Here is a 25,819-nt window from a genome sequence, read left to right as displayed (position 1 = left end):
GCGATCAATCTCGAATATCGGCTACTTTCATTTTGGGCCGCATTGCGGCGAGAGGATTGTTAAGAATCATTCTTACCTCGCTACCGGTTTTGTTGAACAACACGTCACTCATAAAGGTTCGAATCAACAACAAGCCGCGGCCACACTGACCATCGATGATGTCATTGATCGATTTAGGATGAATCACATCCACGTCGAATCCATTGCCTTCATCCGAGACCACCAATTGAACTCGGTCACGTGTAAAGTCGACCGCCACATGAACGCGGCGTTCTTTGTAGGGAGATTCCTCGCGACGCTCCTGAACCAACGGAGACGGCCTTCCTTCATGAATGAGATGACGAATTTCAGGCAACCGGTATGCGGGCAACTCAAGATTGCCATGGAAGATGGCATTGGTCAACGCTTCTTCCAGCGCGATACCAACATGCATACGTTGTGTTGGCGAACAGAGTTGCATGCCAATCATTCCTTGTTGAATGCGATCCACCAGCGGTGCGATTAGCAGTGGATCGTTCTCCAAGATAAATCGATAGCGAGTGTTGGTCGTGATCTGAGCGATTCGTTTGTCATGGTGGTCCATGTTGCGAACGGACAACACCTGTTCGACCGTATCAAGCAACCGGTCATTCAATTGGGCCTTGGGCACGTAACTAGATGCTCCAGCCCTCAGCGCCTTGAACGCCATTTTGACATCGTCATGACTTGTTACCAAAACAACGGGTACTTCGGGATACGAAACCGCCATTTGAGACACAAGTTCCATGCCATCCATTTCAGGCATCACCAAATCGGTCACGACAACATCGGGCGTTGCGTCGGCTAGCATCCGCATTGCCTCCGCACCGTTTTTGGCATACGACATCAACCAATCGACATCAGCGTTTAAGAGCCCGGTTATCATAGCGCGATCGACATCGGAATCCTCGACTAACAAAATGATGGGCATGTTCCGTATCCAAATAAAAAGGTGGGATTACGCCGCTCGGCACCCTCCATCGTACCAAGCAGGCAGGAGCGAGGAAACAAAATAATGTCAAGATGCGAGAAATGCTCCATTGTCTAAAAGCGAACCTCGGCGACTCGAGCACGCCCGATGGTTTTCCGATTGCATCTGCATTATGCTCGGTGGCACAGCGATTGTTGTCACCGGTTTGGTAAAGCGTTCTCGCCAACACCAGGGCAAGAGGATGAGATACATCACACAGAAATCGACGAAAACACCGAGAAAAGCAGCAAAACGGCAAAGCAGCGAATCCATCTCACTACCGCCTGAGCAGACAGCTGAACGATTTTAAAAATCTCCCTACACACCGTCGTGCTGCAAGCCAACCAAAGAAACCTATCTCGCCAAACAACCGCCCTCCCAGAAAACGGACCACTGATCCATTCCATTTCTGAATAGAAAAAACGCACCACAGCGCTGTTCTTACCGACCGGGAGGAATGGTGAGCATGATCGGTTCCGAGGATTCATCGGGCAAGGCATCCGAAATCATTGATCCCGCTACCGCGTCATCCCAATTATAGAACAAAAGCAAATCAAAACCCGGATTCATATTCTTGACTTGACATGAGCAGGGGCCAGCCACGAAGGTGCAAGCTGTATCGATCGTAGCTTGCTGAATCCCTCGACCAACCAACCCATACAACACTCGGCCACGCCCAAAAACAGGAAATGCCTGCGGCTCGGTCTGCGACAAGTCAGGCTCGCTCTGCGTCAATGCGGCCAACAAAAATCCTTCCTGCGGATCTTGACGGTCAAGCGTCACGACTGAGAATTCGATTCGAAGAGGAATCTGGTTCCTTTCCAATCGCAGCGGGTCAATGTCTAAATCTTCTGCGGTGGGTACTGTCAATTTTTGTTGTCCCGCGGCTAAACGTTGTTCAAGTGTGCGGATAGCCAAGCTGTCTTTATCTGCATCACCACAAGGAACAAAAACCCAGACGGCTGTTTGCCCACTGCCGAGCCGCTGGGCAACTTCCTTGCGCACGGGCGAATGCAACAGCCGATCGATGGCGTCGCTGTTGAACTCGACGACTTCGATCACGCGATCGGGTACCTGCTCCGCCGAACGGGGATAGAGCACGATCATGAGCGGCGAGCCGTTAGGCTGATGCTGCTTCCACATTTCGAGCAGACGTTCATCGTGAATCGCTGCCACGTCGGCCGTTATCACATCAAAATTGGCACCCCGTTCCGCCTCTGCCGTTTGCAAACGCTGTAGGCTCGACTGTGAAGTCGCGTCGAGTGGGCCAGCCGATAGTACGATCACTTGGTACTTGTCGGCCAACCAACGTTCAAGTGCATACCGAAACACGGGGACTTGGCAGGCCATCAAAGCGGCGGTCGAAGCAGCAACCGCTGCGGCGGCCATTAGAAAAATGAGTAAAGGCTTTTTCATATCAACGGGCCACTCGTTCGCGTATTGATTGACATAATTTGGTCTACCGTTTTGGCGTTTGCGTTAGAAACCGCAAGTTCCGTCCGGTCGCATGTGACCGGAAACGGAACCGACGGCGTTATCCGCGGTCGCCGATCCGATCGTTGTTGCGGTACCCGCGGCTCGCGGCGTCGGCTCACAAAAAGATGGAACTATCTCTTTTCGATCTCGATGCCTGATAGGACGGCGGTTCCCTGCTTGGGAACGAAACGCAATCGTAGATCGCCCGCGATGGGGATTTTTTCTAGCAAATGCTCCGCCGTCTGCTGCCCCACGTCGCCGGCTGGATCGATCGCCACGTCGCTAAGCACTAACTGGTCTTGTGCATAAACGTCAAAGACTCGTCGCCCCTGGCTGGCAATTGGTGAGCAAGAGAAATGCAAACGCACATCGTAGGAGTGAACGGGGGCGTCGACCTCGGCCGCCGTAGTTTCTGCCCGTGGCTCATCGCGTTGGCTCACCGCAGCTTTGGCTTTCGATGTCGTGTCGGTCTTTTTTGATTTCGACTTGTTCGCGCCCGCCTCTACAGGCGGTGATTTGATTCGCATGCCAATCCGCAATTCGGTCAGATCCTCCAACCCCGACGCTAGCACCCATGGCCGATCCACCCCTTTGACCAGCGACGAGTGATGCTGGAATGGCTTGGCCTCGGCATTGGTTTCGATGTCGATAGGAATGGAATCGCCAGCCATAACCGGGTACTCCATCCACAATTGACCGTCGGGTTGGCGGCGATGGCCAGGAGCACCGAAGTTGAGTGACAATCGCTCGAGTAATTGATTAGGTGTTGCGCTGTTTGCAATCAGATCAATCGTCCATACATCGATGTCAGGCATGTGAACCAGAGCCAACGAGGTTTGATTCTGGTACGCGCAACTGCACGTTCGTGTGTAGTCAGGCGCGTTGAGCACACCATTGGCCACAACAAGATTGGAGGTGCATCCCGATTTAAAGCCACCCAAATTGCCCGTCCCACCCTCGGTCAACAAATCGTAAAATCCGGCAGCGCCCGAACGGAACGTCAGCATGTTCTCACTGGCAATGATGCTGTTACAACCGTAAGCACGTGTGATTCTCCATGGCTGTAGCTCTCCCGTCAGCGGGTTCTTAACCATCTTCTGCTTGCCGCTCAGCAGGTGAAAGGCTCCTGCCGATTCCGTGTAAGAGTTTGCGTTGGTGATAATCCAATCATTGTGCAGGATGCAGGGCCCCGAGTATTCTAGGTCCGGGTTCTGCCACTGGATCGTGCCATCGGTCGCGTGGTAGACGGTCATACCATGGCCGGTCTCCGCAACCAAGCGATCTCTAGCTTCAGCGCCCGCATGAAGGAGCATATCGAACTGGGGCGAATAGCCCAGCCATGTTCCAAAAACGCCCTCCTCAATTTCCCATACGGTCTGACCGGTTCGATAATCGAGGGCAAGGATGCGGTAGTCGTCAGGCTCCGGTTGGCCGCGGCGTAACAAAGCTTGTTCGACTTGACTTGGGTTTTTGTCGAGGCAATAGAGTTTGCCGGCCCCCGCGACGATGCCGTTGTGCCAGAAGCTATGCCTGGCCATGACTTGCCATTTTTGTTCGCCCGTATGCCGATCAAAACCGATCAGTCCAATACTCGCCGCACGGTCGAAGCTCTTCGAACCGAAGCCCGCCTTATTGAGTTTTAGACTCTTGTCCGACTCGAACTCCAATTCATGACGCTCGCGATACTTGGCAAACCCCAAACCGCCAATCAGTACGTCCTCGTACACACCAATATAGCCCCACTCGGGTTGATCCCCGTTGTCATCGCGGGGCAGTTCGATTTGATGGAGCGTTTGTCCGGTCAGCGGGTCGAGGGCCAAACAGGCGTTGCCGACCAGCATGTAAACTCGATCTTCAGTCACGACATAGTTCGTACCTCGAGCATTCGCACCGGGGATGTGAACCTGATTGTATTTGGGATCTAGCGGACTATCTTCGTAAGTCGTATCAAAATAGACATCGAAGGTTCCTAGATCGCCAAAGTCTCGCTTCCAGACGACACGGCCCGTGTAGACATCACGGCAGCTAAGGCTATTCATACCTTGAATATACAGCCGCCCATCAACCACTTGTTCTGGTGGCCCGTGACCATGCCGCGGCAGAACGTCCATATTGCTGTTGCCGCCAAACCACAACACGCCCAATGGAAGCTTGACTCGGCTATCGTTGGATTTGAGCGTATTGGCCACGTCACCATATTGATGCGTCCAATTGGAGGAACCTGGCAGCGCGCCGACGCGGCGGATACAGACCCCATAATCGTGAATTTCCACCTTCGCCTTTTCGAGCCCCTGCGCATCGACAAGCTCTACGAGGTCTTCGACCTTAATCTCAGCGACACCTTCTTCTCCATTTCGATCAGAGAACAATAGATGCATCGTGCCGCCATAGGGACGCACCGTTTGATACAAACCAGCCAGTGTTTCAGATTGACGGATAGTCTGGGGAGCATTGTCCACTGCCCGCATTTTTGCAGACGCGGCCCCGGCAGTCATCTCATGCAAGATCTCCGCCACACAATCGGGCGCGATGAACACCATGTGTCCCACGTACTGCGGGGCACGAAAGTCGGCCGCATTGGCATGATGGACGGTGACGCCTTGAATCCCTTGCGATTCAAGCTGTTCTCGCATCTGGTGAACGCGGCGCAAATCAGAATCGACCATCGCCAATTGTTTGAACGGTGATTCGCTAGCCAAACTGCGAGCGATACGCGAATCGGTTGAGCCGTACCAAAAAGCATAACCTTCGGCCGCCGAGCTACCAAGCATTTGCTGAACCACTTGACGGTCCGTTTCGTCCGCTATCGCTACCGCATTCTTGTTGGCAGGCAACTCGGCAGGCAACTCGGCTGGTAGCACAACCGGTGGCAGCGAAGAACGAGCGTTCTCACCAAAGGCGAGCAATTTGCCGTCGAGTGTGACTGCGAAGAGTTTCTCGGACGCGACCAATAATCGCTCAATCGGCTCTTCACAAGGCAATTGAAAGACGATTTTCGCAGGTTCGCCTTGTGCGGGCAAGCGAATCGCGGTGATCTGGTTGTTCCCCGCAGCGATCAGCTTATCCCCGGCCAGAATCAAATCGCCGCTTCCATCAGCAGCGATTTCCCAGATCAACTTGTCGTCTGATCCAAAGGCGCGGACCATCGGTTGGTCGTCCGCCAACTCTGCCGAATAAACGATGCCGGCGTTCAACACCGGCTCGTTCGGCATGAAGGCCGTTTTCTTGCCGGTCGATATTTGAAAGGCCCGTGTTCCTTTTTCACGGGTATGCACATAGAAACGATCGCCAGTCGCAGCGACGAACGATCCGCCCGTTCCCTTGCCGCCTGCGTTTAACTCAAAATAACGCAATTCGCCTGTGGCCCGGTCAAAGACGGCGGGAACCGAACGACCTCCGGGCACAATCAATTCGCTCTCGGTTGCCACCAGGGCACCTTGCGGCGCCACCCCTGCGAAGGAAGGCGCGTTGTGCGGTTGCTTAATATACTGAGCTCCCGTGCGATCATTGAGCCACTGGATCTCGCCGGACTCCGCATCGAGTGCATATATGAACGTGCCCATGAAGGGCCAAATACTGGCTGCGAAGTAGACTCGACCATCGCGCACCACCGGACCGCCGCGAGCAGGCCAAGCGGACGATAGCCGTTGATTGCCGATAACATGCTGAGTATTGGGGGCACCGCTGAACTTCCACTCAAGCGTTCCAGCGGCAGCGTCAACACAGTACAGAAAACCATCATCGCTGCAAAAGTAGACCTTGCCCTGCCATCCCACCGGAGGCAATCGCACCGGAGCTTCCGTTACGAACGACCACAGTTCGCGCCCGGTGCTAGCATCGAGCGCCAGCAATTTGTCTTGGTCATTGAATCCGACGAACATTCGCCCATCCATAACGATGGGCTCAAAAATGCGATCGTAAGTCATTAAGTCCAGGTTGAGCGGATCATCCCACGCAGGCACGCGTTGGGTGAATTCTCGCTGCCACAGCAGACGGAATGCATCGGACACTCGGTTGGTACTTGCCGCCGATCGCTGCGCATCGCTGCGCCACATGGGCCAGTCATCCGAGGCGGAAGCGACAAAGGAAGCGGGAACCATCGCGATCGTCAGCAGCAATTGGATGCAGCTACGAACGGAGAGAGAGTTTAGGTACATAGGCTAGGCATCATTCCTTCGTTCATTGACTCAAGCATTGCTTCCCGATTCAAACGTGAATTTTAGAAGCGGGGCGATATCGTGGCTTCAACCGTCGCGAAAGTCGCCAAACCGTTCGGCTTGCAGACATATCCTTGACCGTTGCCGAAACGATTGCCTGGTTTCGCTACAAAAACTCGCAGCCTCTTTGGGCTGTTTGATCGTGTACCGTCATTCGATCGTCTCAGATATTAAATCAACGTCCCTCGCAGAGGTGCTCAAAACTTGACCTGTCCTGAAAAGGGACACTCCGCTTTGTTCCAGGTATTTTTCTCCTCCCAGGTATGCTTCTCTACGATTGTCGCGACATTCGCTTCCAGTATAGCTGAATCATGACGCAGGAAACACAAGAGAAAGAATACTTTAGCACACCGGGCCGCTGACTGAATACCTGTGACACTTCAGCGACTTGAAGTGGTTCCGTAAAAAACACGAAAATACAGGGCTAGCCCTGCATCAACATCAATAATCAGAGTGCCGTCGTGGACGAGGTTACGAGTCCCATACGGCACAGATCCCATACGGCACAGCGGTCCAAAAGGACTCGTTACCTCGTCCACTACCCGAAAACGAAACCTTGACCCACCATGCGTGCTTCGTCACACCTAGGAATGAGGGTAAAGATCTTTTTTGGCAGTCGCTTCCAGACGCAACTTCCGAGGGCAAGATGCCCCAACCACTCTTTTGCCAAGCCTAAAATCAAGCGGTGACAAAGCGTTCGACAACTCGGCAGTGGAATATTGGCAGTGGATGTTTATCGATTCCGTTTCGCTAGGCGGTAAGATTTCCGTGCCCGTTGCCCCATTCGAGCGAACGAAACTGCCGCAAAACCCAGCAATTCATCTAAGGGTGCCTGTTCAGGAAATCGATCATGCTATACTCGCCTGGTTCCCAATTAGTTAGACAACGTGGATTTTAAAAGAATGTTACCAAAAAATCGCATCTTCCTTCTCATCATTGGGTCGGCCGCTTCACTGGCGGGGATCTTTGCCATCCTAAATCTCGACATAGACAGTCCATCGACGCCGGACGATGGGCAACGGTCATTGATGCTCTACTGCGCCGCGAGTAATCGTGCGGTGATGGAGTCGATTGCCGCGGATTACGAAAACGAGTTTGGTCGCAAGATTGATATTCAGTACGGACCATCACAAACCCTTTTGTCGTCGATGGAGGTTACAGGATCGGGCGATTTATTCTTGCCAGCCGACGACAGCTATCTCGAGATGGCGAGCCAGAAGCGATTGATCGCTGAGGAGCTGCCGATTGCCCAGATGCAGGCTGTTGTCGCTGTCAAACGAAACAATCCGAAGTCGATCGAACAGCTGAAGGACCTGCTCCGCGATGATGTCCGAGTGGTACTAGCGAGTCCCGATACGGCCGCGATTGGCAAAGTCGTCCAACAGACAATGAGCGGTGATGACCAGTGGGAATCGATCACGTCCACGGCGACCGCGCTGCGAACAACGGTCAACGAGGTTGCCAACGATGTTACGATCGGCGCGGCAGATGCCGGAATCGTTTACGACGCGGTACTGCATACCTACGACGACCTACAGTACGTTGAACTGCCTGAACTGGCTGATGCCGCTTCTCAAATCTCCATCGGCGTCATCGCAACGACAGACCAACCCCAAGCTGCACTTCATTTCGCTCGCTACGTTTCGGCACAAGATCGTGGACTGAAACGATACGCTGAATTTGGTTTCCGCACCCAACGCGGAGACGTTTGGAGCGACGTGCCGGAGTTGGTCATTTTTGCGGGCTCGATGTTACGCCCCGCGATCGAGGAAACGATCGAGACGTTTGAACAACGCGAAGGCGTCAAAGTCAACCGAGTTTACAACGGATGCGGAATCTTGGTTGCTCAAATGAAGGCGGGTCAACACCCCGATGCCTATTTCGCGTGCGATTCGGAGTTCATGAACCAGGTTCAAGATTTGTTTCTCGAACCGGTTCCGGTCTCACAAAATGAACTGGTGATTCTTGTGCAAAAGGGCAATCCCAAAAAGATCAAAACACTGAAAGACTTAGCTCGTAGCGACTTGCGAGTTGGGATTGGACACGAGAAACAATGCGCCATGGGCTGGATCACCCAAAACACGTTTCGTGAAGGTGGTATCCAAAAAGAAGTCATGTCAAACGTGACGGTCCAATCACCAACGGGGGACATGCTGGTGAATCAATTGCTAGCCGGTTCGCTTGACACTGCCGTTGCCTATTTGAGTAACGCAGCGGGTGCTGCGGAGTCCTTGGATGCGATCCGAATCCAAGGCATCCCCTGCAGTATCGCGATACAACCTTGGGCGGTGGCGGAAGAGTCTAAGTACCCGGAACTGGCAGGCCGTTTGTTCCAGCAAATTTGTTCGCAGTCCTCGCAGGACACATTCGCTGCCGAAGGTTTCCAGTGGCAAATTGAAACGTCAGCTCCCACTCAACGATGAACGAAGCCGAACCCGTCCTAACGGCAACTCCAACGAAACGTTTTGCCGACCGTCGCCGACGAAGCGATAGACCATTCTTTTTCGTCATGAGCGCCATCTCGGCTCTGTTCGTGCTGCTGATCGTTCTACTGTTGGTTGCCGATATCCTGTTCACTTCATTCTCTGACTTTGCCGAGGCGTTGGCCAAGCCGGAAATCCAAGTGGCGTTTCGTCTGACCCTGCTGACCTGTACCGCTGCCGCGATCCTTTCGATTTGGGTTGCCACGCCGCTAGGCTACCTACTATCTCGTTATCGTTTCCCTGGACGATGGTTCATCGACACCCTGGTGGACATCCCAATTGTGCTGCCACCGTTGGTGCTAGGCCTTAGCTTGCTGATCCTGTTTCACCTTTCGATCGGAGGCTGGGAACTCGAAGCTTGGCTCCGTGATCGTGTCGGTTTCCCCGTTACCTATCGCTGGCCTGCCGTCGTGCTGGCTCAGTTTTCGGTGGCCTGCGCGTTCGCTGTGCGGACGATGCGAGTGACGTTCGACCAAATCGACCCACGCGCGGAAGACGTCGCACGCACACTCGGGTGTACCCGTGCCCAAGCGTTCTTGCAAATCGCGATCCCCCAGGCATGGCGAGGCATGATCGCGGCGACCACGATTGCTTGGGCGCGGGCGTTGGGAGAATTCGGACCGATCTTGGTCTTCGCTGGCGCAACGCGAATGCGTACCGAGGTGCTTTCAACGACCGTGTTTTTAGAACTCAGTATCGGACAGCTTGATGCCGCGGTCGCAGTCTCGCTGCTGATGGTTGCGATGGCGGTTTTCGTGCTGTTGGTCTTGCGAGTTTTGGGAACAGGACTAACGGCATGATTGAACTACGTGATGTCACCACCGGCGCGGGCGAATTCCGTCTGACCGATCTATCGCTTCAAGTGCAAAAGGGCGAATACGCGGTGCTAATGGGACGCACCGGTCGTGGCAAAACAACCATCCTCGAAGCACTCTGCGGGCTCCGCCGAATCGAGCATGGCAAAATCTTTATCGACGAGACGGACGTCACCGATTGGATGCCCGGCGACCGGCAAATCGGATATGTACCGCAAGACCTTGCGTTGTTTCCTACCTTGAGCGTCGCCGAACATCTGACGTTCGCCCTGAAACTGCGTGGACATACGCGCGAGGCGATGAATCGCCGCTGTGAAGAATTGAGCGAGATGCTGGGCATCGCGTCGTTGTTGAATCGCAAAATAGATGGGCTCAGTGGTGGCGAAGCTCAGCGAGTGGCGCTCGGCAGAGCGTTGTCGTTTCACCCCAATGTCCTGCTGCTCGATGAACCGCTGAGTGCTCTGGACGAGTCGACGCGACTTGAAATGCGCAAATTACTGCGGCGGGTCAAAGACGCCGCAGGGGTAACGACTCTACATGTTACCCACAGCAGCGATGAGGCTGCGTCGTTGGCGGATCGTCTCTTCGTGCTTGATGGCGGCAAGATCACTACCGAGTGTGTAGCGAACGGATCCTTTGGAAACGTTGACGATTCGCAATGACTATGGTGAAGCGACCGCTTGGACGTTGGTCCCCGGTGTATTGCACCTCGCTGCAAAGGGAAGAGACCGTTGCTACTTCCATTGCCAAATGTCGGTAGTCTTCAGCTTGCAATCGATCGTCGGTTGTTTGGATTGTAACCATTGACGGCTCGATGAGTTAGCTCGTAAATAGGCGTCCCAGAATTCGAGGCTGATCTTCTGAATTGCGGGGTGATGGTTGGGATCGCGACCGCGAGTGCGAAAACCCTCTGAGTCACCAAAGGCGAAATGATGACCGCCGTCAAAAACCAACTCGTACTTATCACCTTCAGGGAGAGCCTCGTAGACTTCGCGCCGAAACTGGGGCGTCACACGATTGTTGAGCGGGTTGTCGTCCTCGGTTCCGGTCATACACAACATCGGGGCACGGATGTGACCCAGGGCGCGTTCGGCAGACAACCCTTCGCCGGGCTGGGGACTCATGGCAAAGAACGCGTCAATCCGCTCCTCCGCAAAACTTCTGCCCAATAGAGACTTGCGGCCAGCGACGGCAAGCGTCGTCACCGCACCAAAACTGTGACCGCTCATTCCAATGTGCTCGAGATCTAATTTGCCGCACAGCGGGTGACCCACTTCTTGATTCCACTTTTCCAACTGATCAATAACGAATGATACGTCTTTGACTCGATCGGCCGCGTTCTTTGCACTAGCGGCCTGCTTGAGGGCCGTCATGCGGTCGCGTAGGCGCGCAGTCTGCCAGACTTCCTGATCGCTTCCGGCGTGTTGCATGAAGACGCAAACATATCCGGCGGCGGCCCAATACTCACCCAGATAAGCATTGTTTGTTCGCGAGCCACCAAGACCATGTGAAAACAGGACAATGGGACCCGCCGATGCTTGTTCGCTAAGGTATACCCGCACAGGGACCGTACGATCGCGATTTGTGTCCTGAGGTTCCAAGTCGAGATGCTTGACGGCTTCCGTCTCTAATGCGAACACGGGCTTTGCCAAGCTCAGCAGTACGGCGACAACGGATAACGACGCCAGAAACAATGTCTTTGTCTTTCGGCCCACTCTATTTCTCCTCAATGGTTTCAGTGAATCACGTCAATCAAATACCAGCATCGGTTTTGCTTGGCAATTTTGCTCTATAGATTTTGCTCTATAAACGGTCTTCGGAGGTTGACTCCGTTTCTTGGTATCCATCCAAAGATTTTACCGATTCCGGGTAAAGTCGACGACTTAACCACCGCTTAACCACCGCTTAACCACCGCTTAACCACCGCCAAGCTATTGAACTTCCTAAGGACCACCGTGAGGGATGCGTTCTCGGCGGAATCCACCCGCGACATTCCACCGGGGCATTCTGCCCCAGCGCCCAGATTTGCCCCAGCCTGGTTCGGTCAGCTTGACGCGAAACAGCAGCGAAATACCGTGATATTGCCTTCACAGCCGATTGGCACAGCAAGTGCTTTTGCAATCCATGCAACCACTTTTCGAGGACTTTTCATCATGAACCATTCGTGGCCTTTAGGGCGACTCGCTGGCATTGACGTACGGATTCACTGGACGTTTTTACTACTGCCGGTCTGGGTCTATTTTTCAAGCTTGGCTGCGGGCAGCGGTGCGGTCGCCGCCTCCGTTTCCGTCGCTTTTGTATTGTCCGTCTTTGGCTGTATCGTCTTACACGAACTTGGCCACGCGCTGACGGCTCGCCAATTCGGCATCCAAACAAGCGACATCACGTTACTACCGATTGGAGGTGTCGCCAGTCTGGAACGGATGCCTCGCAGTCCTTGGCAAGAACTGGCGATTGCGATTGCGGGGCCGGCAGTGAATGTCGCCATTGCAGCAAGCTTCTTGGTCGGGCTGCCGATCCTGGCCGCTTCATCGGCGCTACCTGTCTTTGCCATCGCGTTGCTAAGCAAGTTGGCTTGGGTGAATGTAGCCCTCGTCGTCTTCAACATGTTGCCCGCGTTTCCGATGGACGGTGGACGAGTGCTGCGGGCCACTCTTGCACTGACGTTGCCGTACCGCACGGCAACTCGCGTGGCAGTCGGTGTGGGGCAAGTCGTTGCAATCGGCTTGGCAATCGTCGGCCTAATGACCGGCAACTTGTTGCTGATGCTCTTAGCAGGATTCGTCTTCCTAGCTGCCCAGAGTGAAGTGATGCTAGCTGATCAACAGCTTGCAGACTCCACAACGGCGGTCAACCCGAAGGCGATGCTACTGGACTCGCAAGGAAACGAGATTGCCGAAATCCCATCCCGGCCGATGCCGGTCGTGAGTGCTCAGTGGAACGCCAGCAATGTGCTGGGGTGGCTGTCAAGTGACTCGGTGGACGAGTTCTTTGTTTCGAGTCACGGAATGACGGTCGCGATCGTTCGCAAATGCGACCTGCGCCGCGCCGTCAAGTCGGGACTGGGATCACAAACGGTGGAGCGTTTGCTGGCCGGACACGTCCTGCCGTTTCGGAATGTCGCCGCATAGCACGGTGGTCTGCACGCCTTCGATCGGCGAGGCGAGAACGTTAAAGCCCCGACATTAAAGCCCCCTTCCGCTACCTTGCACGGATTGCTTGAAGGGCGTGGTGTGCGGCAATCGGTGCCGTCAGTTTTGGTTCTGCTCCCTCCAACGCAGCCAACACCTTGTCGATTTCCTCAACCTGCTTTCCGCTTTTCTTCATTCGTTTGAGTGAATGATGAGCAGCCTTGCAGTACTCCAACGAAAAACTGGCGCGGGTCAATCCACTCAAAACCGCCATCAGTCCGGGCATCCCCATGCGGGCGACGCCCTCAGCAGCAACCCAGGCCACGTCGCTTTCTCCGTCGTGCATCGCGTGAACCAGCGGGATCGCTGCAACAGGGTCTGCGATTTCCGATAATGTCTTGGCCGCTTCCCAACGCACTTGCCGTTGGGGATCAACCAATTCACCAATCAACGCGTGGACCACTTCATGTCCTTTGGTGGCCACCAAGGCCTTCCGTGCACGTTCACGGACGACACCATCTTTTGAGGCTAATTCTTTAATTGCAGTTTCAGTTGGAGTCATTGTCTCTCTTTACTTGTTGCCAAAGGCACCCGAATTTGGATCGATCTCATGTAAACGATATCGTTAAACGGATTGTACCAAAAGTGCTATACTAGCGTTTAACGCACTATCGGACCAAAGCAAATTTAATCGAAAAACATTTGATTTTCCCCGCTCGCTGCTCCGTTCATTCGGCAGAGATCGATCGTGTCGGCTATCCGTTTTCGATTTTGTTTGGGCATAAGCGAAATCGAATAGCAACCGTCGTTTGGCATCGAATGTGCTGTGTTATTTCACGTGCAATCTAGTCGTAGTCGAAGCCGCCAAAGTTTGGATGAATCGTCCAAACTCTAGCGTATTCGCCTACAAACCACCCCAACAGAAGGAACCTGCAAATGTCGTTCAATATCACGGAACACGCCGACGGCAAGATCATCGAGATTCAAGTCAGCGGAAAACTGTCCAAGGAAGCTTATGAGGCGTTTCTGCCCGCAACCGAAGCCAAAATCAAGGAGTTTGGCAAAGTCCGAATGCTGGTCATCCTGAAAGATTTCCACGGTTGGGACGCCGGAGCTCTGTGGGAGGATATCAAGTTCGATTTAAAGCATCACGCACACATCGAACGACTGGCGATCGTTGGCGAAAAAAAATGGGAAAAGGGAATGTCTATCTTCTGCAAGCCGTTCACCTCCGCCTCGATCCAATACTTTGACATTGGTGAGGTCACGAAGGCACGTGAGTGGATTCAAGCCGATATGCCAGTCGCCTCGTAGCCGACAAAAGGAAGCTGTCGTCGCCAGACTTTGGACCTGAAATGATTACCGATCCAATCTCTGGCGAGATCGGCTACCCGGAAACCTACAACCGCGACGCATACGCCTTTCACGATCGCTCCCTCGGCTTGCCTACCGGACTGCTACCGCCGCCTTGATGATCCAAGCCAACCGCTCCGCCAAAAGAATGCGAGCATCCCGACGGCCACCAGCGACATCAACGTGACCGCTCCCACGTACCCGTACGGGATGTTCAGTTCAGGCATGTTGCCGGGCAAGTTCGTATTAAAATTCATGCCGTACAATCCAGCGATAAAACCGAGCGGGATAAAGATTGTGGCAATGATCGTCAACACTTTCATGACTTCATTCATGTGGTTGCTGACGATGGATAAGTAATAATCGCGAAGGTCCGAGCACATTTCCCGATACACGTCGAGCAAGTCAATCAACTGAATCGTATGGTCGTAGCAATCCCGGAGAAAGACGTGGGTTTCGCTGCAGATCAGCGGATGCTCATCTCGCACCAGTTCGTTCAGCGCGTCCCGATGCGGCCGAACACTTCGTCGCAGCAACAATAAATCGTTTCGCACCTCGTGGATGCGGTCAATGACATCGGGACTCTGGCGAGTTACGATCTGGTCTTCCAAATCCTCTAGGTGGTCGGCAAACTTTTCAACGATCGGAAAATAAGAGTCAATGACCGCGTCGATCAATGCGTAAGCCAAATAATCCGACCCAGCGCCGCGAATCCGGCCTCGGCTTGTTCGGATTCGATCGCGCACCGGGTCGAAACAGTCACCCGGATGCTGCTGGAACGTGAGTACAAAATTCTTTCCCAGAAACAGACTAATCTGTTCCGACTCCAGATGTTCGTCGGACGTTATCACAATCTGCCGGGTCACGACGAAAAGATGGTCGCTATACGGTTCGACTTTGGCGCGCTGGTGAACGTTGATCACATCTTCAAGCGCCAAAGCGTGCAGTCCAAAACGGTCACCGATTTTCTTGATCGTATTCGCATCGCCGAGGCCATCCACGTTGATCCAGGTCACCATCGATTCATCCAGGACGTCGTTCAACCGATCGAGATTCTCCATCGGCGCCTCGACCATGCGATCTACATTGAAGGCAATCACTTGAATGTCAGGCTGCAACGTTTCGGGGGCGGCGTGCAGCGTTCCGGGCGAAGCGCCCGGTTTGCTGTGTCGGTGAAACCTGGGTTTCTTTCGCCTACGAGGATGGTGTGTCGTCACGGCATTCCTGATCGGTACGAATCGTTTGAGCCAATCACAACATGAGAAGCCTGGTCGAGAATATAACTTGAATCAAGCGTTTTGACACCACGTCGCCCACACGGGGAGCAACCCTATTTTCCGATGCGAGCAAAGAGACGATGGGTTGCGAATAAGAATCGCGACGATCGTGGTGCATCAGTACATCCGGCGTCGAAACAACCACGCGGCTGAGGTCAAGGTAAACGCGGCGATCGCCGCCATCGGCCAAAACTGGTCTAACAGCAAGTGGATCGGTGTTCCTTCCAAAAAGGTAGAGCGGAGCACGACTAGAAAATATCGCAGTGGGTTGAACAGGGTGATTACTTGGATAAAGGCGGGCATGTTGGCGATCGGAGTCGAGAAACCAGAAAGAATGATGGCCGGTACCAAAAACAAGAATGCGCCAAGCAACGCCTGCTGTTGCGTGACCGAAATCGCTGAAATCATAAGTCCAACACCGATCGCAGCCAACACGAACAGCACGATCCCGACATAAAGCGTGACCAGACTGCCGACCAATGGTACCTGAAACCATAAGACGGCGGCTCCTACAATGAATGTAGCCTCGGTCACACCGATGACCAACCCAGGCATCGCTTTGCCGACCAGAATCTCCCAAGGCTGATACGGCGTCACGAGCAATTGATCGAACGTGCCCTCTTCTCGCTCGCGCGCCACCGACAACGCTGTCACGAGCATTGCCACTACCAACGTCAGTAGCCCAACGATGCCGGGCACAATAAACCACCGACTTTCCTGATTGGGATTGAACCAGGAGCGTACTTCCAGTTGCGCCGGAGCCCCCTGCAAGCCCCGGTCCTTCATCCACTGGACATTGAAGTCGTTGATGATTTCACGGGAGTAACCCAGCGTAATCAGGGCGGTGTTGGAATCCCGGCCATCCAGGATCACCTGAACCGTCGCCTTCCCGCTCCGATGCAAATCACGCGCAAAGGTTCTGCCGATATGCAGGACAATCAACGCTTGGCGACTGTCGACCAACGGCGCGATTTGATTGTCGCTAGTGATCGTTGCCACCTTGCGGAAGTTGGGTGAGCCCTCAAATCGTGCCACTAAATCTCGCGACGCTTCACCGGAGCTCTCGTTGTAGACAGCCAAGGGAACATCCGTCACATCAAACGTCGCCGCGTAGCCGAAGACCAGCAATTGAATAATCGGCGGACCAATGACGACAAACCGACTCTTTGGATCCTTGAGCAAGGCAAGAAACTCTTTTCGAATGAGTGCGATGAGTCGAAACACAATTTGCCCCTAATCCAAACATTTGCGTGAAAGCAGCCGAGTCAGTCCGAGAAAAACGGTCGCCATGACCGCCAACGCTGCTGAATTAGGCAAGAGAACGGACCATACGTCTCCTGCCAAAAAAGAAGTCTTCAGAATGGCAACGTAATATCGCGCGGGAATCAAGTGCGTGAGCCATTGAATCGGCCAGGGCATGCTGCCAATATCAAAGATGAAGCCTGACAGTATGAATGCGGGTAGATAGGTGGTAATGATGGCAACCTGTGCGGCAACGAACTGCACGCGCGTTACCGTGGAAATCAGCAACCCCATCCCCAGTGCGGTTAACAAAAACAACGATGACCCCGCGATCAACACCGCGATCGAACCGCGTAGCGGAACACCAAACAACCACACCCCCATCAAGACCGAAAGCGCCAATCCACCCATTCCCAGAATGAAGTAGGGAAGGATTTTTCCGACCAGTATTTCCTGCATCGATACGGGCGTGACCATCAATGCTTCCATCGTTCCGCGTTCCCATTCGCGAGCCATCAACAATGCGGTCAACAGGGCACCGATCAAAGTCATGACCACCGCTACCACACCGGGGACAAGATAGTTTCGACTCTGCACATTGGCATTGAACCAGATTCGCTGCTCCAGATTGACGGGGGTGACTGAAGTTTGGCCTTTGTCGGTGGAATAATGCACAAGCCATTTCCCGAAAGCTCCAGCGACGTATCCTTGGACGATCCGAGCGGTGTTGGCATCGACCCCGTTGACGATCAATTGCACCGACGCTCCTTCCGGACGTCTGAGTTGCTCGGAGAAGTTCTCACGCAAATGCAAGATGGCGTCAACGCGGCGTTCCATCATGGCTTGCTTCGCTGCCGGCATTCCAGAGCTGTAAATCGAATCGAAGTACAACGAATGCTCTAGTTCAGCACATAGGCTGGCTGTATCGGCGGTGGGCTTCTCAACCACAATCGCGATAGGCACATGCTCGGAGTCCAGGGAGACACCGTATCCAAACATTAATAGCAGGATGACGGGCAACACAAACGCGATCGCCAACGAACTCGGGTCACGGATGACCTGCAAAAACTCCTTCCGAACCAATCCTCGCAAACGCATCAGCGAACCGCCGCGACTGGGAATGTTCGAACGGGTGGGCACATGCATGACCGCTACTCCGGTGAAGGCGAACGAAGGTCAATCAATTTGACGAAGGCGTCTTCCATCGTCGGTTCCGGATGCTCTTTCGAACGAGCTTGTCGCTTGATTTCGTTGGGAGTATCAAGGGAAAGAACTTCGCCCGCCAACAAAATGGCTATGCGGTCACAGTATTCCGCTTCTTCCATGAAGTGCGTGGTTACCATGATCGTGATGCCTCGGGCAGCCAGTGTGTTGATGCGGTGCCAGAATTCGCGACGCGCCAACGGATCAACGCCTGATGTCGGCTCGTCGAGAAACACGATTTCCGGTCCGTGCATCAGCGCACAAGCAAGTGCTAGCCGCTGCTTGAACCCGAGCGGCAACTCACCACTGTTGTCGTCGGCAACTTCCCCGAGATCAAATTCTGCAGTCGCCCAATCAATTCGGTCGCGACGACGACGGCCGCTCAGACCATAAGCGCTGCTGAAGAATTGCAAGTTGTCGTTAACACTGAGTTTGCCATAGAGCGAGAATTTCTGCGACATGTAGCCGATCCGTGCTCGCGCCGCCGCAGCCGTTTTCCGCACATCCACACCAGCAACTCGCATGCTTCCGCCACTGGCGGGAAGCAATCCGCAGAGCATGCGGAACATCGTTGTCTTGCCCGCACCATTGGCGCCCAGCAAGCCAAACACCTCACCACGCTTGACGTCGAACGACACGTTCTTGACCGCAAAAAAGTTACCAAATCGACGCTCGACATCGTGAACTTCGATGACCCGTTCTTGCGGATGAAACGCTGTGACCAAACCAACTTCGTCGATCGTTCGCGTTCGCGACTGACGGTTTTCGCTGCGCTGTTGGCGGAGCATGGAAATGAAGCCATCTTCAAACCTGCTTGGCACAGCGTCAATGGAAACCTCGTTCTCGCCAGGCAACAGCGACGCCGCCGTTGGCTCTATTCCAGGGGCCAGAACGAGCCTGACGGCATCACCTTGGATCACCGCATCGGTCACATCGGTTTGCGGCGACAGCAGCTCTTGAATATCTCGGTTTTTACGGCCAGCAACCCGGACCTTGAAGACGCGACCGGCCATGGGAACACTAAACTGATTCGGCGGTCCGTGTCCAATCAGTTTCCCCTCATTAAGTATGATCACTTCGTGACATCGTTCGGCCTCGTCCAGGTACGCTGTGCTCATCAACACAGTGGTTCCCTCTTCCTGCACAAACCGGTTGACGATCGACCACAGCTCTCGGCGAGAGACAGGGTCGACCCCAACCGTCGGTTCGTCAAGCAACAACAAACGAGGCGGATGGATCAGAGTACAAGCCAATCCTAATTTTTGCTTCATGCCGCCAGAGAGTTTCCCAGCGAGACGTTTCGTAAACGGTTCCAACCCCGTCATGCGCATCAACTCATCATAACGCGCAGCCCGAGCACGAACGGGGACCCCTTGAAGATCGGAGTACAAGTCGAGATTCTCTTGAACCGTCAAATCCTCATACAAACCAAATCGTTGCGGCATGTAGCCCACCGTCGCTTGGACCTGAAGAGCTTGTCGAGTCGCGTCTAGCCCCAACACGTCCACGGTCCCGCTATCCGCCTTCAACAATCCCGCAGCCAACCGCATCAGCGTCGTCTTACCAGCTCCATCGGGTCCAATCAGCCCGGTGATTTTTCCCGTCGCAATGTGAAGACTGACATCATCGAGCGCAAGGACTGTCCGTTTGCCCGCATGAAAGCGTTTGATAACGCGATCCAAATGCAAGGCCACGTCATTGGAAGTATCGGACAAGTTCATTTTGACCCGTTCAATGTCGCTGGTTTGGACATACCGACTTCAGTGCGTTGCAAGGGCTCCGCGATTGCGTTTGGCTTGTCGCTGCGAACTTGGTCGAGTCGGATTTTAACGGTCGCCGGCATGCCCAAACGAAGTTCGTTGCTTGGGTTTTTAACGAAAACTCGAATCGGATAGACCAGTTTCGTGCGAAGCTCGCGAGTCTCCACCGGTTTGGGTGTGAATTCGGCAGTGGGTGAGATGAAGCCAACCCAGCCTTTGTAAACTTTGCCTGGAAAGCTATCGGTCATGACGTCCGCCTTCATACCTTCAAAGACCTTGCCCAAGTCGGGCTCAGCGACATAAGCACGTACCCAGACGGGGTCGGTCAGCGCCATGGTGTAGACCGTTTTCTGAGGTGACGCCATGTCGCCGACTTCCAATATGCGATTCTGAATAACGCCATCGCTTGGTGCGTACAAGGAAGCGTCCTGCAAATCGTGCAGCTTCTGATCCAACTCTGCCTTATATCCCTTAAGCGCTGCTCTCGCTTCCGCGATCTCTTCTTTTCGCGGACCAAGCATCGCCAAGTCGAGTGTGGCTTGCAGCGCTTGCCTCCGAGCGACAGCCGACTCATAAGCGGCAAGCGCGTCATCGGCTTCTCGTTGCGAACTAGCGTTGGAACGGGCAAGCTTGGCGATTCGCTGATGAGTTCGCCGCGCATCGTTTTCAGTCGCCTTCGCCGCCTGGACATCCGCGCGTGCTTTGGCGATCTCCTCAGGACGCGAACCCGCTTCAAGACGTGCGACGACTTGTTGTTGCATTTCAACTTGCGCTTCCGCACGATCGACAGAAAACTTCAGCCGCGATGTTTCCAGTTTGGCCAGCAATTGACCTTTCTTCACGACATCGCCTTCTTCGACCAATAGCTCCGCAATCCGCTCGCTCCCGTTGATTGCCAATTCAACCTGGCGGATATCGATGTTGCCATACAAAGTTAATTCGTTGGCGTCGGATACCGCTCTGCTTGATTGCCAGCACCAATAGCCCGCAATCACGCCACCAATCAACACAAACAAGATGACAATTCGTATCGCAACTTTCATTTCAAGAACTCGTCTTCAATCATTGCTCGATTGCCAAGTTTGATAGGAGGCTAAGATTGTGGGTTTGATTCAGCGTCAGGCCTCGAATAACTCGCCCATCGTTCGAAAACCGCCTGAGAAGTTCTCGAATCGAAGTTCGTGCTTCGCACACAACGTTGCGCGCAACCTCAAATATTCGTAACCGTCATCCACGATCATGGATAGATTTGGCATCTGTTTATGGGCGACTTGAACGTATCAGTCTAATTGAACGCCCAAGAACATGCACACCATCGATCATTCCGTCGTCGGTTTGTCCCGGCGGTAGACGCACAAAATCATACAACTGCTACCCGCGTCGATCCAGTCTAGCCCGGATGATTCCTGTGATTAGACGGGCTAGCAGTCAATTCGATCGCGTGTCACCCTGGCGAGCATCAAGACCTTTATCGACGATCCCATCGCTAATTGCTTGTAAATTTCCTATCCGATCGCCCAAATCGGCAGACATTGGGGGCAATTTAACGGATAGCTCCAAACACGGGCGAACTCGAATGGCGTGGACTTAAAAAACGAAGTGAGTTTCATGTGGGTGCTTTTCCTGCTTCCGTCCGGCTTGTCCGGACGGAGCAACAAGTGGCAGCTACCTTGTTGCTCCGCCGAGACAAGCTCGACGGAAGGATGCTCCACGTTTCAGAATTCCTTGTGTCCACGCCATTCCTGGCGAGCTCCGCTTTGGCGGATTGGGGACTCATCGATCTCGCCATCGGATTAAGTCGAGTTCCAGTGGCACCGAGACACCTGCGTGATGCGGCACGATGCGAGGAGTATAATCCGTGACAGGTCGACCGGCAGGCACCACAACTTGGTAGTTCATCCAATGTGATTGTTCACTGTCTTGTGATTCGACACGTTTCATTTGGAGAATCGTCGGAGCGTCACTTTCCAATCCATCCGCATACAACTCCACTCGTACAAAATTTGGATCGAGACCATCGAGGTAGACTTCGACTTCAACCATCGAGTCCGTGTCCGTCGATTGCACTCGCTGATTGCCAAACCTCAACGAGCCCCACTTTTCACGCAGTGACCGTTTCCAGTTGACGATGCTCGTCGCCATCGCCCCATTGTAAGCGATTCGGTCTTGGTAAGCGGCTGCGGCGGGAAGGTAATGCTGCTCGGTGTACTCTCGCACGGTACGAACGGCTGAGAACTGCGGCGTCAGCTGTGACATACTTGCCCTCATTCTCGCCAGCCATGCGGTCGGAATGCCATGCTCGTTGCGATTGTAGAATTCAGGAATGACTTCATGCTCTAACAAGTCATAAAGTTGCTCTGCCTCAACAGCATCCCAGGCTGGATCGTCACCATGCTCCTGCCCGTCGCCGATCGCCCAACCAACCTCGGGCGTGTAGGCTTCGGCCCACCACCCGTCAAGCTCCGAAAGATTGATCCCGCCATTGACCAACACCTTCATACCACTGGTTCCACTCGCCTCCCAAGGTCGACGCGGCGTGTTCACCCACACGTCCGTGCCTTGCACCAAATGCTCGGTGAGTAGCATGTCATAATCGCTCAAGAAAATCACGTGCTTCCGTGCCACCGGCCTGCGGATGAACTCGATCCACTGGCGAATCAGCTCTTGCCCCGCTAAGTCTGCTGGATGTGCCTTGCCAGCGATAATCAGTTGCACGGGACGTTCGGCGTCGCTCAACAGGCGCAGTAACCGTTCGGGATCATGAAGCAACAAGTTCGGTCGTTTGTACGTTGCAAAACGGCGGGCAAACCCAAGGGTCAATGTGTTTGGGTCGAACAAATGATTCGCCGCTTCGACTTCCTCCGGCGGTGAACCGGAAGCGGCCAATTGTCGCGATAGACGTTGGCGTGCGTAATCGACCAATGAATGAGTGGCATCGATGCGAAATTGCCAAAGCTGCTCATCCGAAACACTGCGAATATCACAGGCTAGCGTTTCATTGACGCCCAGCCAGCGACTCTTTCCGCAACGATGTGTCCAAAGCTCATCCGCTGGCTGCGAATCCCAACTCGGCATATGAACTCCATTGGTAACATAGCCAACCGGCACCTCCTCCTCGGGCCAACGAGGAAACAGTGGCTCGAAGATCCGGCGACTCACCTTACCGTGCAAGCGACTGACGCCGTTGACACTGCTACTGCCACGTATCGCCAAGTAGGCCATGTTGAAACTCTCTGATGCATCATTTGGATTCAACCTGCCCAGAGCCATCAAATCATGAACGGAGAGCCCTAGATTTTTCTGGGCGTAACGAGCAAGGTACTGCTCAATCAGATTTGGGGAGAAGCGATCAAAACCTGCTGCGACAGCGGTATGAGTCGTGAACAGGTTTCCTGCTCGCGTGACCTCCAGTGCAATCTCGAACGGTTGCCCCGATTTCTCCATAAATCCGCGAGCGCGTTCCAGCACTGCAAACGCCGCATGACCCTCGTTCAAGTGACAAACCTCCGGTTCAATGCCTAGCGCAGTGAGCAATCGCCAGCCGCCAATGCCGAGAATCAATTCTTGCTTCAGTCGCAGTTCCGGACCACCTCCATACAATTCGCTCGTGATTCCACGGTGTTCAGGAAAGTTGGCCGCGTCGTTACTGTCCAACAGGTACAACTTCACGCGACCAACCTGAACCTGCCACGCTCGCAACCAAACCGAATAACCGGGCAGATCGATATTCAATCGCAACCATTGCCCATTGGCATCTCGCAGCGGTGTGATTGGCAATTGGCCAGGGTCATTGTATGGATACAGCGCTTGCTGCCGACCGTCTTTGTCGATGGTCTGTCGAAAGTAGCCTTGTTGATAAAGCAATCCCACGGCGACGACCGGAACCCCTAAATCACTGGCCGCTTTGAGTTGGTCACCTGCTACGTTGCCAAGTCCTCCCGAGTAGATCGGCAACGCTTCGCTAAGCATGAACTCCATGCTAAAGTAGGCCGCACAGGTCAACGGACAAGCTCCTGTACTCACTTGAGTTTGGAGCTCCCCCTTTTCGCCGCCCATCTCTTGGCGACTTCGGCCACGGTCGGCCACCCCGTAATTCTGTTGAAACCAAGCGGGTTGTTCGGCTGTTTCGTGTCTTAACTGAGCCAATTGATCAATCTTTTTTCGGAAGTCGGCATCGTTAAGAACCTGTTCGATCCGCTGGCGAGACACCGTCTGCAGAACCACCCACGGGTTTTGCGTGATCTCCCAAAGCTCAGGATCGAGTTGACGCCACACTTCATCCGTTGCATGATTCCAAGACGAACGAAGGTCAAGTGCTAAATCCGCTAGGGAATCGAATCCTTTGACGTCCGTCGGTGAAAGGTTGTATAAGGACTGGATCTTGGTAGTCATTGTGTTGTCTGTATCAAGTCGGGAACGGTACGGGTGCAAAATCTGCAGAGCACATTCAGTGCCAACCAGAAGAGATACGCAATCAGAAGAAGCATGTGTGCAAATACGGACAGTTTCTGTGCCGTCCGACGAGAATGCCGTCCGATGGGAATGCCGTCCGATGGGAAACGGTCCACCACTTAAAATATGGCTCTTCAGAATATTTAGTGGGTGAAAAGGAAGTTGCGAAAGTTTTTTTGGGGGCATGGCCGTCGCGATACCCATTGCCACTCTTGCTCGACTCCCTCGATGCCTCGGAGCAAGAAGCGAGGCAGATCGAACATCACCTTGATGACCGCAATCGGTGTTTCGCCGAAATGACGGCAGCGACTGTACGCGATACTGGACTCCTCCTTCTTTCTCTTTGCTCGGTGCCGACGACGGGCTGATTCGTGAACATCATCCATCACTTCTCGACCGACGTCGCATGGTTTTCAGGCCAGAGCCCGACATATCATCGTACCGTCACCACCTACCTGAACCATCGTAGGCCGTTTCTTGTCGCCGTGCATGAAACCTGCCGCTGCCTGGTGTCCCACGTCGCTAAGTTTCCATCGCGATTCATTGATTTCACGTCGCAATCTCGGTCGCCCTCACGATTTCGTGCTACGATATATCTAGGGCACGCAATGCGAGTTCAAACGTGCGTACCAATGCAGGTGACTTCGGCTACGCCCACCCCTTCCATTAATGCTGGTAAAACTTCAAAGGAGTTTTCAATGTTGTTAAAATCGATTCGCTATGGCTTGTTCACATTGATTGCAGTGTCGGTGAGTCTCGCGACATCCGAAGCAATGGCCCAGCATCGCGGCGGTCCCGGGGGAGGCGGCGGCGGACACATTGGCGGCGGCGCTGGGAACATTGGTGGTGGCGGTAGACCGACGGCTGGCGGCGGTAGACCGACGGGTGGCAGCGGTAGACCGACGGGTGGCAGCGGTAGACCGACGGCTGGTGGCGGTAGCTTCCATGGCGGTAGCGGGCATAACGATTCCAATCGTGGATCGAGTTTTTATCGTTCTAGCCCAAGTCTTCGCCTGTCGATCGGAAGCTATCCGTATGGCTACCGTAGCTATGGGCTCGGTGGATTCGGAATCGGATACGGAATGAGTTATAGCTACGGCGGTTTGGGCTACGGCTATCCGTATTCCTCCGCGTACTCGTCTGGCTATCGAGGCTACGACCGTGGCTATCGAAGCTACGACCGTTATCGCATCCCCTACCCGTTGACTTACCCATCGACTTACCCATCGACTTACCCGTACGACGCTACCAACGGCCCTGCTGTTTCCACAGAACCAGTGGATCCGGCGACGGCGGACCTGAGGCCAGGAATGGTGTTGCCCGATGGGTCCACCGTGATCTCCGTCGGACCATTGAGCCAATAGGCCGGCCAACGACCTAGGCGTTGCACGTAATGGTCATGAATTCCATGCCTAGCCCGGA

At 54.0% G+C, this 25,819-nt stretch carries 18 protein-coding genes; 6 read left to right on the top strand and 12 right to left on the bottom strand.

The window, feature by feature from the left end; genetic code table 11:
- Positions 1-4 precede the first annotated feature (4 nt).
- The 3 genes from Q31b_RS25105 to Q31b_RS25095 form a co-directional block, all read right to left on the bottom strand.
- Positions 5-949, bottom strand: a complete 945-nt coding sequence (locus Q31b_RS25105) for an ATP-binding response regulator (protein ID WP_146602425.1) — start codon at positions 947-949, stop codon at positions 5-7.
- Between the two features lie 480 nt (positions 950-1,429).
- Positions 1,430-2,404: a hypothetical protein gene (locus Q31b_RS25100; RefSeq protein ID WP_146602424.1), complete on the bottom strand. Its 975-nt coding sequence runs from the start codon at positions 2,402-2,404 to the stop codon at positions 1,430-1,432.
- Between the two features lie 191 nt (positions 2,405-2,595).
- Positions 2,596-6,621 carry an outer membrane protein assembly factor BamB family protein gene (locus Q31b_RS25095; protein WP_146602423.1) on the bottom strand — a complete coding sequence of 1,342 codons (4,026 nt, stop codon included), beginning with the start codon at positions 6,619-6,621 and terminating at the stop codon, positions 2,596-2,598.
- 962 nt (positions 6,622-7,583) lie between these two features.
- Here Q31b_RS25095 and modA point away from each other — a divergent pair.
- From modA to Q31b_RS25080, 3 genes are all read left to right on the top strand, one after another.
- Positions 7,584-9,104: a molybdate ABC transporter substrate-binding protein gene (gene modA / locus Q31b_RS25090; RefSeq protein ID WP_146602422.1), complete on the top strand. Its 1,521-nt coding sequence runs from the start codon at positions 7,584-7,586 to the stop codon at positions 9,102-9,104.
- Between the two features lie 86 nt (positions 9,105-9,190).
- A complete protein-coding gene (locus Q31b_RS25085) occupies positions 9,191-9,964 on the top strand; it encodes an ABC transporter permease (RefSeq protein WP_146602547.1) in 774 nt (257 codons plus the stop codon).
- The gene (locus Q31b_RS25080) at positions 9,961-10,641 is read left to right on the top strand and encodes an ABC transporter ATP-binding protein (RefSeq protein ID WP_146602421.1); all 681 of its coding nucleotides are present in this window, start codon (positions 9,961-9,963) and stop codon (positions 10,639-10,641) included. Before Q31b_RS25085 ends, Q31b_RS25080 begins: the two co-directional genes overlap by 4 nt.
- 72 nt (positions 10,642-10,713) lie before the next feature.
- Here Q31b_RS25080 and Q31b_RS25075 read toward each other — a convergent pair whose 3' ends face one another.
- Positions 10,714-11,694, bottom strand: coding sequence for an alpha/beta hydrolase family protein (locus Q31b_RS25075; protein WP_390622352.1), 981 nt, complete (start codon positions 11,692-11,694; stop codon positions 10,714-10,716).
- 438 nt (positions 11,695-12,132) lie between these two features.
- Here Q31b_RS25075 and Q31b_RS25070 point away from each other — a divergent pair, with 438 nt between their 5' ends.
- A complete protein-coding gene (locus tag Q31b_RS25070) occupies positions 12,133-13,110 on the top strand; it encodes a site-2 protease family protein (protein ID WP_146602420.1) in 978 nt (325 codons plus the stop codon).
- A gap of 70 nt (positions 13,111-13,180) precedes the next feature.
- Here Q31b_RS25070 and Q31b_RS25065 read toward each other — a convergent pair whose 3' ends face one another.
- Positions 13,181-13,672, bottom strand: a complete 492-nt coding sequence (locus Q31b_RS25065; RefSeq protein WP_146602419.1) for a HEAT repeat domain-containing protein — start codon at positions 13,670-13,672, stop codon at positions 13,181-13,183.
- A 374-nt stretch (positions 13,673-14,046) separates the two neighbouring features.
- On the opposite strand from Q31b_RS25065, the gene Q31b_RS25060 reads away from it, so the two are divergent.
- On the top strand, positions 14,047-14,424 hold the full coding sequence (locus Q31b_RS25060) for a SpoIIAA family protein (RefSeq protein ID WP_146602418.1): 378 nt from the start codon (positions 14,047-14,049) through the stop codon (positions 14,422-14,424).
- A gap of 143 nt (positions 14,425-14,567) precedes the next feature.
- Here Q31b_RS25060 and corA read toward each other — a convergent pair whose 3' ends face one another.
- The 7 genes from corA to Q31b_RS25025 all read right to left on the bottom strand — a co-directional run bounded on the left by corA (position 14,568) and on the right by Q31b_RS25025 (position 24,783).
- Positions 14,568-15,680: a magnesium/cobalt transporter CorA gene (gene corA / locus Q31b_RS25055; protein WP_146602417.1), complete on the bottom strand. Its 1,113-nt coding sequence runs from the start codon at positions 15,678-15,680 to the stop codon at positions 14,568-14,570.
- 177 nt (positions 15,681-15,857) lie between these two features.
- Complete coding sequence (locus Q31b_RS25050; protein WP_197172315.1) at positions 15,858-16,964, bottom strand: ABC transporter permease; 1,107 nt, start codon at positions 16,962-16,964, stop codon at positions 15,858-15,860.
- A 9-nt stretch (positions 16,965-16,973) separates the two neighbouring features.
- Positions 16,974-18,128, bottom strand: coding sequence for an ABC transporter permease (locus Q31b_RS25045; protein WP_146602415.1), 1,155 nt, complete (start codon positions 18,126-18,128; stop codon positions 16,974-16,976).
- 5 nt (positions 18,129-18,133) lie between these two features.
- Positions 18,134-19,906, bottom strand: coding sequence for an ATP-binding cassette domain-containing protein (locus tag Q31b_RS25040; protein ID WP_146602414.1), 1,773 nt, complete (start codon positions 19,904-19,906; stop codon positions 18,134-18,136).
- On the bottom strand, positions 19,903-20,988 hold the full coding sequence (locus tag Q31b_RS25035; protein WP_146602413.1) for an efflux RND transporter periplasmic adaptor subunit: 1,086 nt from the start codon (positions 20,986-20,988) through the stop codon (positions 19,903-19,905). Before Q31b_RS25035 ends, Q31b_RS25040 begins: the two co-directional genes overlap by 4 nt.
- 730 nt (positions 20,989-21,718) lie before the next feature.
- Positions 21,719-24,337, bottom strand: coding sequence for an alpha-glucan family phosphorylase (gene glgP / locus Q31b_RS25030; RefSeq protein WP_146602412.1), 2,619 nt, complete (start codon positions 24,335-24,337; stop codon positions 21,719-21,721).
- A gap of 203 nt (positions 24,338-24,540) precedes the next feature.
- On the bottom strand, positions 24,541-24,783 hold the full coding sequence (locus Q31b_RS25025; RefSeq protein WP_146602411.1) for a hypothetical protein: 243 nt from the start codon (positions 24,781-24,783) through the stop codon (positions 24,541-24,543).
- A 312-nt stretch (positions 24,784-25,095) separates the two neighbouring features.
- Between Q31b_RS25025 and Q31b_RS28685 the strand changes: the two genes are divergently transcribed.
- Positions 25,096-25,761, top strand: a complete 666-nt coding sequence (locus Q31b_RS28685; protein WP_197172312.1) for a hypothetical protein — start codon at positions 25,096-25,098, stop codon at positions 25,759-25,761.
- Positions 25,762-25,819: the final 58 nt, after the last annotated feature.

Origin of the sequence: Novipirellula aureliae (assembly GCF_007860185.1) — a bacterium.
GTDB classification, from domain to species: Bacteria; Planctomycetota; Planctomycetia; order Pirellulales; family Pirellulaceae; genus Novipirellula_A; species Novipirellula_A aureliae.
The sequence above is the reverse complement of the archived record's forward strand: the minus strand, read 5'-3'. Positions and strand labels throughout refer to the sequence as shown.

What these genes read in the sequence shown, in the direction of transcription:
- Q31b_RS25105 (WP_146602425.1), bottom strand. Translation starts at nt 949, where the DNA reads ATGCCCATCATTTTGTTAGTCGAGGATTCCGATGTCGATCGCGCTATG.
- Q31b_RS25100 (WP_146602424.1), bottom strand. Translation starts at nt 2,404, where the DNA reads ATGAAAAAGCCTTTACTCATTTTTCTAATGGCCGCCGCAGCGGTTGCT.
- Q31b_RS25095 (WP_146602423.1), bottom strand. Translation starts at nt 6,621, where the DNA reads ATGTACCTAAACTCTCTCTCCGTTCGTAGCTGCATCCAATTGCTGCTG.
- modA (WP_146602422.1), top strand. Translation starts at nt 7,584, where the DNA reads ATGTTACCAAAAAATCGCATCTTCCTTCTCATCATTGGGTCGGCCGCT.
- Q31b_RS25085 (WP_146602547.1), top strand. Translation starts at nt 9,191, where the DNA reads ATGAGCGCCATCTCGGCTCTGTTCGTGCTGCTGATCGTTCTACTGTTG.
- Q31b_RS25080 (WP_146602421.1), top strand. Translation starts at nt 9,961, where the DNA reads ATGATTGAACTACGTGATGTCACCACCGGCGCGGGCGAATTCCGTCTG.
- Q31b_RS25070 (WP_146602420.1), top strand. Translation starts at nt 12,133, where the DNA reads ATGAACCATTCGTGGCCTTTAGGGCGACTCGCTGGCATTGACGTACGG.
- Q31b_RS25065 (WP_146602419.1), bottom strand. Translation starts at nt 13,672, where the DNA reads ATGACTCCAACTGAAACTGCAATTAAAGAATTAGCCTCAAAAGATGGT.
- Q31b_RS25060 (WP_146602418.1), top strand. Translation starts at nt 14,047, where the DNA reads ATGTCGTTCAATATCACGGAACACGCCGACGGCAAGATCATCGAGATT.
- Q31b_RS25045 (WP_146602415.1), bottom strand. Translation starts at nt 18,128, where the DNA reads ATGCATGTGCCCACCCGTTCGAACATTCCCAGTCGCGGCGGTTCGCTG.
- Q31b_RS25040 (WP_146602414.1), bottom strand. Translation starts at nt 19,906, where the DNA reads ATGAACTTGTCCGATACTTCCAATGACGTGGCCTTGCATTTGGATCGC.
- Q31b_RS25035 (WP_146602413.1), bottom strand. Translation starts at nt 20,988, where the DNA reads ATGAAAGTTGCGATACGAATTGTCATCTTGTTTGTGTTGATTGGTGGC.
- glgP (WP_146602412.1), bottom strand. Translation starts at nt 24,337, where the DNA reads ATGACTACCAAGATCCAGTCCTTATACAACCTTTCACCGACGGACGTC.
- Q31b_RS25025 (WP_146602411.1), bottom strand. Translation starts at nt 24,783, where the DNA reads ATGGATGATGTTCACGAATCAGCCCGTCGTCGGCACCGAGCAAAGAGA.
- Q31b_RS28685 (WP_197172312.1), top strand. Translation starts at nt 25,096, where the DNA reads ATGTTGTTAAAATCGATTCGCTATGGCTTGTTCACATTGATTGCAGTG.